17 protein-coding genes are annotated in these 16,159 nt (G+C 70.4%); 5 read left to right on the top strand and 12 right to left on the bottom strand.

Features of this window, described 5'->3' with window-relative positions; genetic code table 11:
• Window positions 1–4 precede the first annotated feature (4 nt).
• From IPI43_24835 to IPI43_24825, 3 genes are all read left to right on the top strand, one after another.
• Window positions 5–2,164: a PQQ-binding-like beta-propeller repeat protein gene (locus IPI43_24835; protein ID MBK7777313.1), complete on the top strand. Its 2,160-nt coding sequence runs from the start codon at window positions 5–7 to the stop codon at window positions 2,162–2,164.
• A gap of 25 nt (window positions 2,165–2,189) precedes the next feature.
• A complete protein-coding gene (locus IPI43_24830; GenBank protein ID MBK7777312.1) occupies window positions 2,190–3,299 on the top strand; it encodes a (Fe-S)-binding protein in 1,110 nt (369 codons plus the stop codon).
• Window positions 3,300–3,389: 90 nt separating this feature from the next.
• Window positions 3,390–5,339 carry an ABC transporter substrate-binding protein gene (locus tag IPI43_24825; GenBank protein ID MBK7777311.1) on the top strand — a complete coding sequence of 650 codons (1,950 nt, stop codon included), beginning with the start codon at window positions 3,390–3,392 and terminating at the stop codon, window positions 5,337–5,339.
• Window positions 5,340–5,364: 25 nt separating this feature from the next.
• On the opposite strand, the gene IPI43_24820 is transcribed toward IPI43_24825, so the two are convergent.
• From IPI43_24820 to IPI43_24770, 11 genes are all read right to left on the bottom strand, one after another.
• The gene (locus tag IPI43_24820; protein MBK7777310.1) at window positions 5,365–6,570 is read right to left on the bottom strand and encodes a serine/threonine protein kinase; all 1,206 of its coding nucleotides are present in this window, start codon (window positions 6,568–6,570) and stop codon (window positions 5,365–5,367) included.
• Window positions 6,571–6,628: 58 nt separating this feature from the next.
• The gene (locus IPI43_24815) at window positions 6,629–7,300 is read right to left on the bottom strand and encodes a hypothetical protein (protein MBK7777309.1); all 672 of its coding nucleotides are present in this window, start codon (window positions 7,298–7,300) and stop codon (window positions 6,629–6,631) included.
• The gene (locus IPI43_24810; GenBank protein MBK7777308.1) at window positions 7,297–8,247 is read right to left on the bottom strand and encodes a peptidylprolyl isomerase; all 951 of its coding nucleotides are present in this window, start codon (window positions 8,245–8,247) and stop codon (window positions 7,297–7,299) included. Before IPI43_24810 ends, IPI43_24815 begins: the two co-directional genes overlap by 4 nt.
• Before the next feature lie 5 nt (window positions 8,248–8,252).
• The gene (locus tag IPI43_24805; protein MBK7777307.1) at window positions 8,253–8,435 is read right to left on the bottom strand and encodes a hypothetical protein; all 183 of its coding nucleotides are present in this window, start codon (window positions 8,433–8,435) and stop codon (window positions 8,253–8,255) included.
• A gap of 14 nt (window positions 8,436–8,449) precedes the next feature.
• Window positions 8,450–8,875: a ribose 5-phosphate isomerase B gene (gene rpiB, locus IPI43_24800; protein ID MBK7777306.1), complete on the bottom strand. Its 426-nt coding sequence runs from the start codon at window positions 8,873–8,875 to the stop codon at window positions 8,450–8,452.
• A gap of 17 nt (window positions 8,876–8,892) precedes the next feature.
• Window positions 8,893–10,137, bottom strand: coding sequence for a beta-ketoacyl-ACP synthase II (fabF, locus tag IPI43_24795; protein MBK7777305.1), 1,245 nt, complete (start codon window positions 10,135–10,137; stop codon window positions 8,893–8,895).
• Between the two features lie 74 nt (window positions 10,138–10,211).
• A complete protein-coding gene (locus IPI43_24790; protein MBK7777304.1) occupies window positions 10,212–10,448 on the bottom strand; it encodes an acyl carrier protein in 237 nt (78 codons plus the stop codon).
• Window positions 10,449–10,532: 84 nt separating this feature from the next.
• Window positions 10,533–11,279 (bottom strand): 3-oxoacyl-ACP reductase FabG, encoded by a 747-nt coding sequence (locus tag IPI43_24785; protein ID MBK7777303.1) that lies wholly within the window; start codon window positions 11,277–11,279, stop codon window positions 10,533–10,535.
• A gap of 28 nt (window positions 11,280–11,307) precedes the next feature.
• Window positions 11,308–11,499 (bottom strand): 50S ribosomal protein L32, encoded by a 192-nt coding sequence (gene rpmF, locus IPI43_24780; protein MBK7777302.1) that lies wholly within the window; start codon window positions 11,497–11,499, stop codon window positions 11,308–11,310.
• A gap of 9 nt (window positions 11,500–11,508) precedes the next feature.
• Window positions 11,509–12,063: a DUF177 domain-containing protein gene (locus tag IPI43_24775; GenBank protein ID MBK7777301.1), complete on the bottom strand. Its 555-nt coding sequence runs from the start codon at window positions 12,061–12,063 to the stop codon at window positions 11,509–11,511.
• 57 nt (window positions 12,064–12,120) lie between these two features.
• Window positions 12,121–13,122: a hypothetical protein gene (locus tag IPI43_24770; protein MBK7777300.1), complete on the bottom strand. Its 1,002-nt coding sequence runs from the start codon at window positions 13,120–13,122 to the stop codon at window positions 12,121–12,123.
• Between the two features lie 45 nt (window positions 13,123–13,167).
• Here IPI43_24770 and IPI43_24765 point away from each other — a divergent pair, with 45 nt between their 5' ends.
• Window positions 13,168–13,968 carry a histidinol phosphatase gene (locus IPI43_24765; GenBank protein ID MBK7777299.1) on the top strand — a complete coding sequence of 267 codons (801 nt, stop codon included), beginning with the start codon at window positions 13,168–13,170 and terminating at the stop codon, window positions 13,966–13,968.
• A 22-nt stretch (window positions 13,969–13,990) separates the two neighbouring features.
• Here IPI43_24765 and IPI43_24760 read toward each other — a convergent pair whose 3' ends face one another.
• A complete protein-coding gene (locus IPI43_24760) occupies window positions 13,991–15,625 on the bottom strand; it encodes a hypothetical protein (protein MBK7777298.1) in 1,635 nt (544 codons plus the stop codon).
• 93 nt (window positions 15,626–15,718) lie between these two features.
• On the opposite strand from IPI43_24760, the gene IPI43_24755 reads away from it, so the two are divergent.
• Window positions 15,719–16,027, top strand: coding sequence for a hypothetical protein (locus tag IPI43_24755; protein ID MBK7777297.1), 309 nt, complete (start codon window positions 15,719–15,721; stop codon window positions 16,025–16,027).
• The last annotated feature ends 132 nt before the right edge of the window (window positions 16,028–16,159 follow it).

Below are 16,159 nucleotides of genomic sequence, written 5' to 3'. Positions count from 1 at the left end.
CCAAATGAATTCCTCTGCTGCTCTCCTCGCGGCCCTCGCGCTGACCAGCGCCGGCTGCGCTCAGTCCATCCACTACGACACATTCGGCATCGCCGCGCCGGACAACCAACCCGCCCGCATCGAAGCGGCGCTCGCGCGGTTGGCTGCAGCACCGCCTGCCCGGGATCACGCGGTGGCCTACGGGGTGGGCGGCAGCCCCAGTGAGCTCTTCGTGGTGGACCTCGAGACGGGCAACCAGCTGTGGAGTCAGGCCGCGGACCCGCGCTCGTGGCCGCACCTCGCCGGCGACGTCATCGTCTCGCACGAGGGCGAGCGCATCATCGGGCGTGACGTGCGCACCGGCGCCCAGCGCTTCTCCTTCTCGGACGGAGGCATGTGGCTGGTGGGTGCCGCGGGCGAGGGCCACTTGGGCGCGTTCACGCTCTCCAGCAGCCCGGGTGCCGGAGCCCACTCGCAGCTCGTCATCGTGCGGGGCGCCGAGATCGCCCACCGCATGTCGGCCACCCACGCCATGGGCAGCCCCGAGGTGGCGGGCGGGATGGTGTTGGTCCCGTGGGGCAGCCAGTACCTCTCGTTCCTGGATCCCACCACCACCGAGGAGGTGGCGCGCGTGCGCGTGCGCGGGACCGTCTTGGGGCATGCCTTCGCGAAGGGTGGCCACGTCTACGTGGGCCAGCGCGACCTGTTCCGCTTGACCCCCACCATCGCCAGCGGCACTGCCGCCGAGGCCGCGCACTATGCCCCGCCGCGCGTGGACCTGCCGGGCCGTCCCGGCTTCATGCTCGACCCGTATCAAGCGCCACCCACCACCGGCTCTGCCGTGCACCGCGTGCGGCTGGCTTTCCGGCCTTCGGGCACGGGCGAAGACGTGCGCCTGACCGACGACACACTCTACGCCCTGTTCCACCGCGTGGTGTTCGCGCTGGACGCGGCCACGGGCGCGGTGCGCTGGGCCTACGAGAGCCCGCAGGATCTGGCCGGCGCCGAGCCCGTGCCGGGTGGCCTTCTGCTCGCGGACGTCAGCGGCGGCATCACAACGCTGGACGCGCACGACGGCGCGGTGCGGCGCCAGCTGGAGGGCCACCACGCGGCCACCCTCGTGCGCTTCCACGCGCTGCGCCTGGACCTCAGCGACGCGGGCGCGGCCAATGTGCCCGTCGCGGAGCAGCTCGCCGCCATCGTCACCGACGCCGACACTCGCATGGCCCCGGCCAGCGTCTTTGCGCTGCGGGCCCTCGCGTCGCTCCCGGGCGACGGCCCCACCACCAGCCTGCTGGCCATCTGCGAGAGCACCACGGCCACACGCAGCGTCCGCGAAGAGGCGTGCGCCGCGCTGAGCGATCGCAGTGAGGGCCGCTCTGCCATCGTGGCCGCCCTCGGCCAGCACGGCGACTTCGTGAGCGGCACAGCGGTCCCCGCCGTGGGGCCCCTGGCCCAGGCCGCGGCGGGCATGGAGGCCACCGAGGCCGTCCCCTTGCTGCTGCGGCACCTCGCCGACCCCGCCACGCCGGACGACGCGCTGCAGAGCATCGTGCAGGCGCTGGGCACGCTCGGCACGCCCGAAGTGGTGCCGCCGCTGCTCGCGTTCCTGCGCCTCTATCACGCCGACGCGGCCGCCCAGGGCATGAGCCTGGCCCTCGAGGCCGCCATGAACGCGGCGTGCGAGCTGGACCCGACCGCTACCATGCCCGTGCTGGAGGAGGTGGCGCACGACGAGCAGAGCGGCACCAGCCTGCGCCTGCGGGCCCAGCACTTGCTCGAGCGTCACGCCGCGCTCGCCGCCTCGGAGCGCCGTGCACGCGACATCGAAGAGGCCGAGGCCCGCGCCGTCGCGGCCGCCGAAGTGGAAGCCAACCTCAGCGCGAGTGCTATCCGGGCCTCGGCACCGCAGAGCCCGCCGACGCTGACTCACCTCACACCCGCGGTCGTGCAGGAGGCACTGGCGCCTGCCCTGCCCGCCATCCGCGCGTGCATGGCGCAGGCCGAGCCCGCGGTGGACAGCATTCGACTCGTGCTGGTGGTCAACCCAACGGGCGAGTGGTCGGCCGTGGGCACCACGCCCGCCTCACTGCAGACCTGCGTGGGGCCGCTCGTGCGCGCCCAGCCCATGCCCGCCGTCACGTCCTCGCTGCGTCAGCGCGTCACGTTCATGATCACGCGCTGACGGCAGGCTGCTACTGTCTCGGCTCATGACGCACTCCCTGCCCTTGGTCGCCGCGCACGAGCGGGAGCACACGTTCTGCAGCTTCTGCCCCAAGCTCTGCCGTGTGGCCTGCCCGGTCAGCACGGCGCAGGCCAGCGAGACCACCACACCGTGGGGCAAGATGACCACGCTGCACCACCTCGCGAAGGGGCAGCTCCCGCTCGACGAGGACCACGCGGCGTCGCTGTATGCGTGCACGGGTTGCCAGCGCTGTAAGTCCTACTGCGACCACGACACCGAGGTGGCCGATGCGCTCAACGCCGGGCGGGCCGAGGCCGTACGTGCGCGTGTGGCTCCCGCGGCTGCCTATGCCGTCATCGAGGCACACCAGGCCAGGCAAGAGCGGGCCAAGAGCGCTGCTGAGGCCATCTTCGGCGACAAGCTCACTCGAACCGACGCGCCCATCGTGTTCTTCCCGGGCTGCACCGCCTGCGTGAGGCGCCCCGAAGATGCGCTCGCCGGCGAGGAGGCCGTGCGCAAGTTGACCGGCCTCGGGACGCGCGTGGAGGCAGCGGGCTGCTGTGGCCTGCCGCTGCTCGAGGCCGGCGACCGCGATGGCTTCCTCTCGGCAGCCACCCGCACGCTCGCGCGCCTCGAGGGCGCTCAGGAGGTCGTCTTCGAGGACCCCGGCTGCCTGTACGCGCTCTCGGTCAGCGCCAAGCGCATGGGGCTGCACAGCGACGTGCGCATGACGCACCTGACGCAGCTCGCCGACCGTCACCTGGCGCGCATCGAGCCCATCGCCGATTTGCCCGATGGTCCCGTGCGCTACCACGACCCGTGCAAGCTGGGGCGCGGGCTCGGCGTCTACGAGGAGCCCCGGCGGGTGCTGCGCAAGGTGCTCGGGCGGCAGCTCAGCGAGTTCCACCACTCCGGCGAGCGTGCCGAGTGCAGCGGCGGCGGCGGGCAGCTGCCACGCACCGACCGAGCCACCTCGGACGCCATCGCCAAGGAGCGCCTGCGCACCCACGCGCGCGAGGGCGGCGGGCTGCTGGTCAGCGCTTGTGCCGGCTCCGCGCAGCGCTTCGAAGCGCAGCCGGACGCGCCGCAGGTGGCGTCGTTCGCGAGCCTGCTGGTGCGCGCCATCCGCGATTGACGCCGCAGCCTTCGGCGCCGGGCACGGGCAGGCGCGAGAAAGTTGCGTGAGCAGTGGTCGGATGGCACCAGTTCGTGCATGCATGTCCTGGTGTTTCCCGCCCCGCTAGAGGTCGCGCCAGAGGCGCTCGTGCCCACGTTCAGCAAGCTGCTCGGCGCGCTCGGCCGCGCGCTGCTGATGCCGCTGCTGGTGGTGGCGCTGGTGGGCTGCCCACGGCACAGCGGGCCGGACACCACGCTGCCCCTGGTCACCACGGAGAACCGGGCCGCGGAAGAAGAGGTGCGCGCCGCGCGTGAAGCCGCCGACGCGGGCCGCGCCGAGGAGGCTGTGCAGCGCTACGAGTCGTACCTGGCCACGTACCCGGACGACGCGCTCCGGCCCATCGCGCAGCTGGGGCTCGGCCGCCTGCGGCTCGCGCAGGGCCAGAACGCCGAGGCCATGCCCCTCTTCGAAGAAGTGGCGCGGCACACCGACGTCGCCGTCGCAGAGCGAGGCCGCTTCTACATGGGAGTCACGCGTCACTTGATGGGCGAGCACGCGGCCGCCATCGCCATCCTGGAGCCGCTGCGTGGGCGCACCGTGGACCCCGAAGAGACGGCGCTCCTGCTGCGCACGCTGGCCGCCTCCGCGCTGGCCACCAACGACGCCGAGCGCGCCATCATGACGCTCGACGCGCTCGTGGCGGAGGACGTGCCGGAGGAAGACAGGCGCGAGGCCGAGACGCGGCTGCGGGAGATCCTGGGGGGGTCGCTGAGCCCCGAGATCGCCGCACGGCTGTACGAGCGGCTGCCGCACCGCGGCGTGGCCTGGCCCATCCTGGCGCGCGCGGGCATGCGGGCCGCCTTCGAAGGTGGCGACCTGGCGCGGGTCCGCACGCTGGCGCGTGCCCTCACGGAGGCGGGGGAGACGCTGGAGTCCGATCTAGCCACCATGGCCATGCGCGCGGAGCGCACGGGCACGGCCGATCCGCGCGTCATCGGTGCGCTCCTGCCGCTCAGTGGTCGCGGCCAAGAAGCGGGTCAGGCGGCGCTGCGCGGGATGGCGCTGGCGGCGGGCTCCCCGCCGACGGGGCCGCTCAACGCCAACGACTTCCAGATCATCCACCGCGACATTGGGGACGACCCCGCCACGGCGGTCGCTGCCGTCGACGAGCTGGTCACGCTGCACCGCGTGATCGCCATCGTGGGACCGATTGGCTCCGAGGCCGCCGCGCTGGCTGCCGCGCGCGCCGAGGCGTTGGGGGTGCCCATGATCACGTTGAGCCCCACGGGCGACCTCGAGACCCGCGGCCGCAACATCTTCCGCATCATGCCGTCGGCACGCGAGGAGGTGCGCGAGCTGCTGCGCAGCGCCATCTCCGGAACGACGCGACGCGTGGCCGTGGTGCACGCGGGGCACGGGTACGGGCGCGCCATCCGTGACGCCGTGACAGCCGAGGTCGCAGCGCTCGGCGGCGAGCTGGTGGGTGCCAGTGAGTACGCGCCGGGCACCACCGCATTCGGGGACGTGGTGCGCCTGACCGCCAGCCAGCGGCCCGACATCGTGGTCCTGGGCGACGGGTCCAGCGCGGTCGCGCTGCTGGCACCTGCCCTGGCGGCGGTGGGGCTGATCAGCGTGGGCCCGGGCCAAGCGGCGCCGAGCGGGAGGCGCGCCATCTCGCTGTTGCTGCCGAGTCTGGCCTTCGACGCCACCCTGACCCGCACCAGCGGGCGCTACCTGCAGGGCGCCCGCGCCGCGCGGCCGTTCGACCCGAGCGGGCCGCTGCCGCCCGCCGCGGAGCAGTTCCGCGACGCGTTCGTGACGCGCTACGGGCAGCCGCCCACCACGCTGGCAGCCTACGCCTTCGACGCCATCTCCATGGTGCAGTCGCGCGTGGAGGCCGGGAGCACCACACGCGAGACCATGGCCGCCGCGCTCGCGGGCTTCCGCGATCCGCGCACGGCAGGCTCGTCCAACGGCTTCAGCAGCGCACGCACACCGCAGAGCCCCACGCAGGTGCTGAGGCTCGAAGGCACCAGCTGGGTGGCCGCCAACCCCTGAGCGGCGTGCGACCCGTGAGCACGCTCTAGCCGAGCGCGAACCAGGCGCCGGCGGCCACTACGGACAGCAGCACGAAGGCACCGACCCCCAGCGCCACCCACTTGAGCGCGGAAGACTGCGGCAACGCATCCACCTGGCTCTCGCGCGGGTTCATCGACATCACGGAGTGCCCGAGCGGGTCGTCCACGGGGGCACCGTACGCGGGCGGTGGCGGGGGCTCTGCGTTGGCCAGCGCGTGCTCGATCTCGGCCACGCTCTTGTCGGCCCACTCCTTGGTGTTCCCGTGCAGGCCCAGCGCCGCGAGCGTGGCGTCCGCGAGCGCCGAGACGCTTCCGTAACGCTGCGCCTTGTCTTTGGCGACACCCTTCTCGATGACGGCGTCCACTGCGGCGGGGACGTCCGGGTTGAGCATGCTGGCAGGCGTGGGCTCGCCCTTGATGATCTTCATCAAGATGGCCGCCACGTTCTCGCCGTCGAAGGCCACTTTGCCGGTGAGCATCTCGTGCAGCATGGCGGCGATGGCGAACACGTCCGTGCGCTGGTCGACGTCCGACTTCCCCATCGCTTGCTCGGGCGACATGTAGTAGGGCGAGCCGAGCGTGGTGCCGAACGCCGTGAGCTTGGGCCCCGTCTCCATCTGGAGCTTCACGGAGCCGAAGTCGAGCACGCGCACGTCATCGCCCGCGTCTCGCTTGCACAGAAAGATGTTGTCCGGCTTGAGGTCACGGTGCACCACGCCGAACGAGTGCGCGTGATCGAGCGCCAGCGCCGTCTGGCAGAGGGTCTGCACCACGCGTGGCATCGGCTGCGCGCCGTCGCGCCGAATCGCTGCGCCGAGCTCTTCGCCGTATAGGTACTCCATGGTCATGAAGTACGAGCCCTCGGGCGTGGAGCCGAACTCGTGCACGCTGACCACGTGCGGGTGCCGCAGCTCGGCCGCCGTCTCGTACTCGCGTTTGAAGCGCTCGACCGCCACGTTGTCGGCCGCGATCTCGGGGTGCAGGACTTTGATGGCCATGCGCTGCCGCGTCTGGGGGTGGCGCCCCTCGTACACGCGGCCCATCCCGCCGTCGGCGACACGGGCGACCACGATGTAGTCACCGAGCTGGGAGCCGAGGCGCGGGTCCTTGTCGTTCTCCGGCTGGACCTGGATGGTGATCGTCCCATCGTGTCCGCAGAAGAAGCTCTCGTCGTCGAAGACCTCTGCGCAGGTAGGGCACTGTCGGCTCACCGGCGCGATCCTACGCGAGCGGCGGGGGTGGTGCAAAGAACGAGTTCGGCCCGCGCCTTCACCAGGCGAACCAGCTCTTGTTGGACACGTCGTACGCCAGGGTCAGCTCGCGATAGTGCTCGGTGTGCACCCGGAAGCAGACCAGCTTGCCACCTGGCAGGTGCTCCCCTTCTTCCCACCGCCCCATGACATCCAGGATGGCGATGCGCTCGTCGCCACGCTTCACGACCTCGGGCGCAAAGACCCATGGACCGGAGGGGCGCACCACCACGTCGAGCGGCGCGAGACGCACGTCCCAGATGGGCGCCGCCTCATGGAGCTCGTTGCGGATGGCCTGCACCACCATCTCGATGTGTTCCATGAGCGACTCGTCGAGCGTCCCGCTGCTGGTCAGGATGACCAGCGCGAAGCCGTCGGACACACGCCGCAGCATGAGATCGCGCTCACTCCCGAACACGATGAAGTCGAGCGCATCACCGGCCATCAAGCTCACCACACGGGGCTGAATCTCGCTCAGCACCAGGATGAGGTGGGCCCCGGCCACCTTTGCATCGTATGGGTCGATCCCCACGCAATAGTCGATGCACTCGCCCTCGTGATCCACGAAGACCGCCGCGATGACCCCCGGTGCCGAACGGAAGAGCGCGCGCAAGATGGGCGTGAACGCGCTCTCCACTTGGTCGCGCTCGGTCTCGATGGCATCACGCCAGGGCGCCTCGGGGGTGCTCACGTGGCGGGCCCCGACGGCTCTCCGAGGGCCGGCAAGATGGCCTCGAGGTGCTCGCGCTCGACGCTCACGGGGTAGCGTTGGCTCAGCGTTCGGATGAGCGCAGTCATGGCCTCGCGTCGACGCACGGTGACCAGCCGCTCGCGGGCTACCTCACGCGCTCTCGGCGAATCGGGGGCGATGGGCGCGTGGATGTCCGTGACGGCCACGGCATGCCACCCGTTGGCGGTGTGCACGGGCTCTGCTGCTGCCCCCGGGGCGGTGAGCCCGAACAGCGCACGTCGGAATTCGTCGGGCATGTCCGTGCTGGGGCTGGCGGGGGGCAGGTATTGCGACAGTACCCGGAGCCCCTGATATTCGGGCGGCTGACTGGACCACACGGCGGAGACACCTTCGGCCCGCATACGCTCGAGCGTCCGCTCCACGTACGCCTGGGCGAGGCGTTCTTGCTCCTCGGTGGCGCCGGGCGGCACCTGCACCAGCACCTGCACGCAGTCCCGCTGCTCCTCGCGGACGATCTCCGCCAAGTGCTCGCGCAGGTAGGTGTCGACCTCGGCTTCGGTCGGCCCATCGAGCGGGTGCTCGCGCTCGATGTCCAGGAGCACACGCTGCGCGAACAGCTGCTCCTCGGCGCGCTGCTGGGCGCCCACGTCGGCCGTCTGCCACCCCTGCCGGCGGGCCTCCTGCAGCAGGAGCGCGTCGTCTTCGAGGGCGCGGAGCGCCTCACGCGGACTCACCCCGTGTGTGGCCACGTACTGCTCCACCTGAGCGACGCGGATGACGTCTTCACCTACCCGCGCCACCACGGCCTGGTCGCCGACCGCTGCCTCGCTCACGGGCCGGGGAACGGGTGCGGGCGCGTCGTTGCCGTTGCCGCAGCCCATCGCGAGCACAACCAGCAGGGCTCCCTGCGGGCGCCAGGCGAACACCCTGACGAACTTGCGGCGCACGGGCATCACTCCCCCACCGTGGGCCGCAGCAGCTCCACGCCCGCGCCCAGCAGCGCGAGCCCCAGCAGGATCACGGCCAGCGCGGCCAAGTAGTCGTGGTCGCGCAGGCGCAGCATGCCCTCGACGCAGGTGGCCAACGAGGCAACCACCAGCAACCCGCCTGCGACATCACGTACGACCCAGCGCATGGCTGGGGACTCTATCACGAAGCATTCGGCTCGATCTTGTCGATGCGTCGCTGGTGACGCCCGCCCTCGAACGGGGCCGCTAGAAACGCCTCGAAGATCTCGAGGGCCAGCCCCTCGCCCACCACGCGGGCGCCCAAGCACAGCACGTTGGCGTCGTTGTGGGCGCGGGTCATCTTGGCGCTGAACACGTCGCCGCAGAGCGCCGCGCGGACGCCCTTGTGACGGTTGGCGCTGATGCTCATGCCGATGCCGGTGCCGCAGACCAGCACGCCCCAGCCCTGCCCGGCCACCACCTGCGCCGCCACTCGGTGGGCCCAGTCCGGATAATCCGTGGAAGCCTCGTCGTGTGTCCCCACGTCGGTCACGGTGTACCCCAGCTCCTCCGCGCGTTTCTGGAGGACGCGCTTGAGGGCGAGGCCGGCGTGGTCGCTGCCGAACACGAGGGCAGGCTTGGTGCTCACGAGAACCTCCGAAACACGAGCGAGGCGTTGGTGCCGCCGAAGCCGAAGGAGTTGGACAGCACGGCGTTGACCGGCGTCTGGCGGCCCACCTTGGGCACCAGATCGAGACCCTGTGTCTCTTCCTCGGGGTCGTCCAGGTTGATGGTGGGCGGGATGGCGCCGTCGCGGATGGCCAGCACCGAGAACACGGCCTCGAGCCCGCCCGCGGCGCCCAGCAGGTGCCCCGTCATGCTCTTGGTGCTGGAGATGCACAGGCCGTTGGTGGCGTGGCTGCCGAACACCTTCCGAATGCCGCCCAGCTCCAGCATGTCGCCGGTGGGCGTGCTGGTGCCGTGCGCGTTCACGTAGGTGACGTCCTCGGGGTTCAGGCCCGCGTCCATCAACGCCATGCGCATGGAGCGCTGACCGCCCTCGCCCTCGGGCGCAGGCTGGGTGAGGTGGTACGCGTCGGCGCTGGCCCCGTAGCCCACGATCTCGCAGAGGATGTTGGCCCCGCGCGCCTTCGCGAACTCGAGCTCCTCGAGCACCATGACCCCCGCGCCCTCGCCGATGACGAAGCCGTCACGGCCCTTGTCGAACGGCCGGCTGGCGGCCTCGGGAGCGTCGTTGCGCTTGCTGAGGGCGCGCATGGCCGCGAAGCCACCCACTCCGGTGGGCGTGACGGCGGCCTCGGTGCCACCCGCCACGGCGGCGTCGATGCCGCCGCGCGCGATCCACTTGAAGGCCTCGCCGATGGCGTGAGCCCCCGACGAGCACGCGCTCGTGTTGGTGTAGCTGGGGCCGCGGAACCCGAAGCGCATGCTGACCTGACCAGGGGCGAGGTTCGAGATCGTGGCCGGGATGAAGTACGGCGTGATGCGCCGCGGGCCCTTCTCGAACAGCGTCTTGCACGTGTCCTCGAAGTACTCGATGCCGCAGAAGCCCACGCCGATGAACGTGCCGATGCGGTCGCGCACCTCTTCGGACAGGCCGTCGATGTTGGCGTGCGCCACCGCCTCGGCCGAGGCTCCGAGCCCAATGTGGATGAAGCGCGCCATCTCGCGAAGTCGCTTCTTCTCCACCACGGTGAGCGGATCGAAGTCGCGGCACTCCCCGGCGATCTGCGACCCGAAGTCTTCGGGATCGAACGATTGAATGCGCGCGATTCCGCTCTTCCCCCGAAGAACGTTTTCCCAGGTCGACGCCACGTTCACGCCGCATGGGCTGACCGCGCCTACGCCGGTTACCACAACCCTTCGCATATCTGGCTCCTTACCGTTGGTCCGCTCAGCTTGCGAGGACGTCGCCCCCGAAGATTGCTCGAAGAGAACTCGAGTTACTTGCCAGCGTGCTCTTTGATGTACGCGATGGCGTCCGCCACGGTGCGGATCTGCTCGGTGTGCTCGTCCGGGATCTCGATCTCGAACTGCTCCTCGAACGCGAGCGCGAGCTCCACGATGGCGAGCGAGTCGGCGCCCAGGTCGTCGATGAAGTTGGCGCTCTCTTCGATGGACGCCTGGTCCACGTCGAGCTGCTGCGAAATAATCTCTTTGACCTTCTCGGCGATATCCATGCGTGTCTCCTGGTATTGATTCTGTATTTTAAGCCAGCGTGAAGGGCAAAGCAGCGTGGTGCAACGGCAAACGCGCTCGTGTCTTCAAACGTACATTCCGCCATTCACGCGTAACACTTGACCCGTGATGTAACCGGCCTCGTCGCTGGCCAGGAAGAGCACGGCGGCCGCCACTTCTTCGGGGCGCCCGATGCGCCCGAGCGGCGTCTGCGTGAGGATGCCCTCGCGGGCGGCCTCCGGCAGGGACGAGGTCATGTCGGTCTCGATGAAGCCTGGGGACACCGCGTTGACGGTGATGCCGCGCTTGGCGTACTCGCGCGCCAGCGTCTTGGTCAGGCCGATGATGCCTGCCTTGGACGCCGAGTAGACTGCCTGCCCGGGGTTGCCGGACTCGGCCACGACGCTGGACAGGTTGATGATGCGACCGGTCTTGGCCTTCATCATGGGGCGGATGGCCGCCTTGGCGCAGAAGATGGTGCCGTTCAGGTTGATGGCCCAGGTGGCGTGCAGGTCCTCGGGCTTCACCCGCGCCAGCAGCTGGTCGATGGCCACCCCGGCGTTGTTCACCAAGATGTCGAGCCGGCCCCTGCGCGCGACCACGTCTTTCACCGCCGCCTCGCTGGCGTCCGGGTCGGCCACGTCGAAGCCCAGCACCTCGCCCTGCCCCCCGGCAGCCGTGATGAGTGCCAGCGTCTCTTGCGCGGCGGCCTCACCGCTGCGGAAGTTGACGACGACATAGGCGCCGGCCTGCGCGAGAGCCACGCAGACCGAACGCCCGATCCCCCTCGACCCGCCTGTGACGATGGCGACCTTGTTGGTCAGATCGAACATCGGACACGTGCTCGGCCGCGCGAGCGCGTCAGCCGAGCTCTTCCTTGCCCTGGAAGAACTGACGGCCCTTGTAGTGACCGCAGGACGGGCAGATACGGTGCGGCACCATCATGTCCCCACACGTGGGGCAAGCGGTCAGGTTGGGCGCGGCCACCTTGTCATGGTTGGCTCGGCGCTGTTTGCGCTTCATGCGGCTGGTGCGTCGCTTCGGAACGGCCACGGGATACTCCTATTTTCTTGGTGCAGACGCATCGGGGAGCGCCTGCCTGAGCTTCTTGAGGGATTCCAGCGCTTCCTCGGACACACCGAAGTCGGCTGGGGGGCGCACATGCGCCGGAATCTCGATGCCCGTGCAGGACTCGCTGCACAGCGGCTTCATGGGGACCTCGAGGATGAGGTTCTCGCGCACCACGTCGTCCAGCACCACGGTCATGCCGTCGTAGAACTCGCGGTCGAGGTCTTCGGGGGTGAGCTCCAGCTCTTCGGGGAGCGCCTTGGCGGCCGAGCGTGGGCTGACGCTGAGCGACAGCTTCACGTTGGCGTCCACGCGCATGTCTTCGAGGCAGCGCACACAGGTGCCCAGCATGCTGGCCTGGACGCGCCCGGAGATGGCGATGTCATCGACGATGCGGTGGGCAATGACCTTCACCTGGCCGACCTCACCGGGGACACCACGCAGGCCCGCGTCCTCCATGACCGTGTCCAGCCACGACGGCTCGACCGGGAAGGAGTATTCCTTACCGGACTCGCTGAGCTCGTCAGTGTTGATGGTGAACGTGGGCATGGTGGTGCTCGGCTAGGCGCACGGAAGCGCGCTACCTTAGCGGCGGACCCTGGTAAGTCAAGGTGCGCTCGGGGCGTGCCCGAGGATAGCCAAGCCTCCGTCGCGCACCTCCAGCAGCAGGGCCCCGTTCGGAGCGCGGGAGCCGTCGCGGCGCTCGACAGGGGGCCCCGCGATGCGGCCCACCACCACCTGGGCCGCTGGATCAGCCGCCCGCTCCTCCAAGGGTGTCACGCGATCGGTGCCCACCCGGCTGCCCGACCAGGCACCGTGCGGGGGCCAGGCGAACAGGCCGCCGGCGATACCGTTGTCGGTCATGAACTCGGCCAGGGCCGGATCGCCTCCGTCGGTGCCTCCCTCGTCGCGGGCCACCCCACCGGCGGGCGCGGCCCAGGACACCATGAAGCGCCGCGCCTCCTCGGCGTCCGGCAGCGCGTCTTCGACCTCCTCGAGGTCGTCCTCACCAAAGCCACAGGAGGAGCGGTTGCGGGCGTAGCGCCCCCCTGCCCCGCCGGAGGTCAGACCGAAGACGCTGGTCCCCACCCGCACGGCCCGGAAGGGGCGCAGATCGATGACGTGGGCAGCGGCTTCGTCGGAGAGGCTGTCCCAGGCCTCTTCGAGCACGTCGAAGTCATCGCGCCCGCTGGCGAGCACCAACGATACCCCCGGGTACGCCGCCAGGGCTGCGAGCGTGCGCTGCGCGTGGGCCTCGCTGTCGCCCAGCTCACCGAGCACCCACACCAGCTTGGCGCCGTGGGGGCCGAGCGCCCCGAGGGCCCGTGTAGGGTCCGCGCTGCCTGGCCCGGGGCCCACGAAGGCCGCCATGCGCAGCGGCGGCTCGATGCCCTCGATGGTCAGCACGCGCCCCTCGGAGCGGAGCCGGAGGTCACCCACCGACCACTCGGCGGCCTCGCGCTCGTCCACGGCGAGGCAGCGCACGTAGGGGAAGTCGCCGTCCACGCGCAGCTGGCCCGCCTTGGTGCAGCCGTCGCAGCCCACCGCCAGCGTCGCGAGCGCGACACCCGCCAGCCAGGGCACGAAGGCACGGGAGCGCGTGGACATGCGGGAGGCCTGTCACGCCTGGTCCGCGCGTGCAATCGTAGGGGGATGGAGCCATTTGATCTCGACCGAATCGGGGGCCCTGCTGGCCTGCGCGCGCTGACCGACGAGCTGCTGGCCTGCGGCGAGCTGGCCCTGCGTCTGTACTCGGGCGGCGTGGCCGCGCGCACGCAGCGCAAGCCCGACAGAAGCCCCGTCACCGAAGCCGACCAGCTGGTGGAGGAGCGCTTGCTGGGGTTCCTGGCGGAGCAGTACCCCGAGGCGCGCACCTGGGGCGAAGAGACGGGCAGTGACGACGCCATGACCACGGGGCTGCGCTTCCTGGTGGACCCCATCGACGGAACGCGCGCCTTCGTGCGGGGGCTGCCCACGTGGAGCATCTTGCTGGGCCTCGAAGCCGACGGCGAGCCGGTGCTGGGCATGGCGCTCATGCCGGCCAGCGGCGACCTGTTCGTGGGGGTCAAGGGGCACGGCGCCACCATGAACGGGCGCCCGCTGCGCGTGTCGGAGGTGGCCTCGCTGGACGACGCCGTGGTCTCTCACGGAGGGCTCGACCAGTTCCGCGCGGCCGGTCGCTTGGACCTTCCGGCGGAGCTCGGAGGGCGCATCTACACCTGCCGCGGCTTCGCGGACTTCGACGGCTACCGCCAGCTCCTGCTGGGCAAGGTGGACGCCATGATCGATCTCGACATCCGGCCCTACGACGTGTGCCCGGCCGCCGTGCTGGTGCGTGAAGCCGGGGGGCGCTTCACCAGCTTCGCCGGCACGAACACCATCCACGAGCCGAACGTCATCGCCAGCAACGGCAAGCTGCACCACGACCTGCTCAAGCTGGTGCGGCCGCGCTGACAGGCCGCCGCCCGCGACCGTGTCAGGGGGTCACGACGGGGTCGCGCCAGTGGGCCCGACGCACGAATTCAGGCGAGCCCGCGTGCGTGTACACCTGCGATCGAGCCCCGAGCCAAGGGCTGTCGATGCGGTACGGCAGGTAGCGGCTGCGGAACGGCTCCGACGCGAGGATGGAGAACGCATAGTCCGCCTGAGGGTGCTCGAACTCGGCCAGGCGACGCGGCGCCGACGAGACGACCGCACGTGCGCGGCAGCTGACGACGAGGTCGGGGTTGCGCCCGAAGGAGTACTCCGGGTCGTACTTCCCGTGCGCTGGCAACCCGAACGGAACGTAGGGGAGCCGCGCGATGTGCGCGTCGGTCTTGCCGAGCATGTCGTGAGCGCGCAGCCGGCTGAAGTAGGGGACGAACCCTGCCGGGATCACGGCAACGGTGCTGTCCGGGAGCGCCTGCTCGCGCAACATCACCCCGACGACGATCTGGTAGTGCGGGTCGCCGTTGGCGCTCGGGGCATGGATGGCGTGCGGGGCGCGCTGTGGAAGGAGGGTGGCGGCGAGGGCCACGTAGAGACCCGCGCGGCCGAGCGGATGCTGAATGAGAAGGTGGCCGGCCAGGCTGGCGAAGACCCAGACCACCGGCAGCGTGTGCGCGAAGAACCGGCACTGCTCGAAGTTGTCACCCCCCACCACGCAGCTGTAGGCGGCAGTGATGAACACCGTGGCGAAGAAGGAAAAGGCCCGGCGGTCGCTGCGCACGAGCGCCGCTGCGGCACCACACGCGATGGCGAGGACCACGCCGTAGCGCAGCAGAAAGCGCCCCACGTAGAGCAAGCCCGTGAGCGTCTTGTCCGGGAGGCCGACCGACTTGAGGTAGTAGGTGTTGGGGAGCCAGTCGCCGTAGTAGACGCGGCGCCACCCGAAGTGGGCGATAAGAGGAACGAGCGTGAGCGCCAGGTAGCGGAGGGTGCGCGAGCGGTCCTTCGAGAGCGCCAGCGCCAGGAGCGCATCGCCGGCCCAGACGTGCACGCCATCGCTGCGAACGAGGGGGATGAGCGTGAGTGCGAGCCACGCGGGCCAGCCTTCTCCCCGCGATAGCAGCGACACGAGGAAGCCGAGCTGCAGCAGCGCGAGGAGGTTGGTCTCGAAGCCGTTCACGGACCAGAAGGTGATGTCCATGGAGAACACCAGCCCCGCCACGAGCAGCACGGCGGAGGTGCGCGCGTCCGGGACGAACACACGCAAGAGCCGCAGCGACAAGTAGAGGATCCCCAGATGCAGTGCGAAGTTGATGCCCTGCACCCACAGCGCGGCTTGTGTGTCCGGTGCCCCGAGGGCGTGTACCGCCGCCATGAGCAGCACCCACAGGAGGTTCGAGTACCCCTCCACGTACTCGCCCGGGTTCCAGACCAGGCCGTGCCCCTCGGCCAGGTTGCGCGCGTAGCGCATGGAGATCATCTGGTCGTCGTCGATCCAGAAGTAGCGCACGCCGTCGATGGCCAGGCTGGCCTTCACCGCGTGGTCGTAGAACATCCACGCGAGCACTCCGCAGCCCAGCGCTCCCGCGAGGAAGGACACCCGACTCGGCGTCACCACGCGAGACGCCACGCGGGTGGCCCTGGCCCACGCGGTGTCAGCTCCGGTGCTCGTGCCTTCGGTCACCGCGCCTACCTACACGCAATCCAGCCCCCTGTCTCGCAACAGCCACGCGGCGCGGCTTGCGCCAGCGCCCACCCGGCTTGTAAGGTCCGCCCTATGGCCGACCAGCACCACGACGAACCCGATGTTCCGGGCCTCCCGCAGATCCAAGACGAAGCCGCCGACACGCCCATGTGGTTGCCGGCCACGGGCCTCGGCTTGCTGGTGATCATGGTGTTGATGCTCGTCTACCACGTGGCGCAGGGGCCCGAGACCGCAGCCGCCGAAGGCGATGTGGCGGCGGAGGGTGCAGAGGCCGAAGGTGGTGAGGGCGCCGAGGCAGAGGCCGAGCCCGAGGGTGCCGCCGAAGCTCCCGCTGGTGAGGCCGCGCCGGCCGAAGACGACCACGCCGGCCACGGCCACTGAACGGCTGACGAGGGGTTCGGCGCGCAGGCGGGGGTCGCCTGTGCGTCTTCGCGTGGGCTTCGCGCTGCAAGGTCGCCCGCCTTCACGAAGGGCTGGCGCGCAGGCGACATTACGCTTACATGCACGTCATCC

The sequence above is a fragment of the Sandaracinaceae bacterium genome (assembly GCA_016706685.1).
Taxonomy (GTDB): Bacteria; Myxococcota_A; Polyangia; order Polyangiales; family Houyiibacteriaceae; genus JADJJE01.
This window is presented reverse-complemented; position numbering and strand designations above follow the sequence as displayed.

Bases quoted from the DNA above. Each gene is read 5' to 3' on its own strand.
- IPI43_24805 (MBK7777307.1), bottom strand. From the start codon at position 8,435: ATGCGCTGGGTCGTACGTGATGTCGCAGGCGGGTTGCTGGTGGTTGCC.
- IPI43_24765 (MBK7777299.1), top strand. From the start codon at position 13,168: ATGGAGCCATTTGATCTCGACCGAATCGGGGGCCCTGCTGGCCTGCGC.
- IPI43_24785 (MBK7777303.1), bottom strand. From the start codon at position 11,279: ATGTTCGATCTGACCAACAAGGTCGCCATCGTCACAGGCGGGTCGAGG.
- IPI43_24835 (MBK7777313.1), top strand. From the start codon at position 5: ATGAATTCCTCTGCTGCTCTCCTCGCGGCCCTCGCGCTGACCAGCGCC.
- IPI43_24775 (MBK7777301.1), bottom strand. From the start codon at position 12,063: ATGCCCACGTTCACCATCAACACTGACGAGCTCAGCGAGTCCGGTAAG.
- fabF (MBK7777305.1), bottom strand. From the start codon at position 10,137: ATGCGAAGGGTTGTGGTAACCGGCGTAGGCGCGGTCAGCCCATGCGGC.
- IPI43_24770 (MBK7777300.1), bottom strand. From the start codon at position 13,122: ATGTCCACGCGCTCCCGTGCCTTCGTGCCCTGGCTGGCGGGTGTCGCG.
- IPI43_24790 (MBK7777304.1), bottom strand. From the start codon at position 10,448: ATGGATATCGCCGAGAAGGTCAAAGAGATTATTTCGCAGCAGCTCGAC.
- IPI43_24755 (MBK7777297.1), top strand. From the start codon at position 15,719: ATGGCCGACCAGCACCACGACGAACCCGATGTTCCGGGCCTCCCGCAG.
- IPI43_24830 (MBK7777312.1), top strand. From the start codon at position 2,190: ATGACGCACTCCCTGCCCTTGGTCGCCGCGCACGAGCGGGAGCACACG.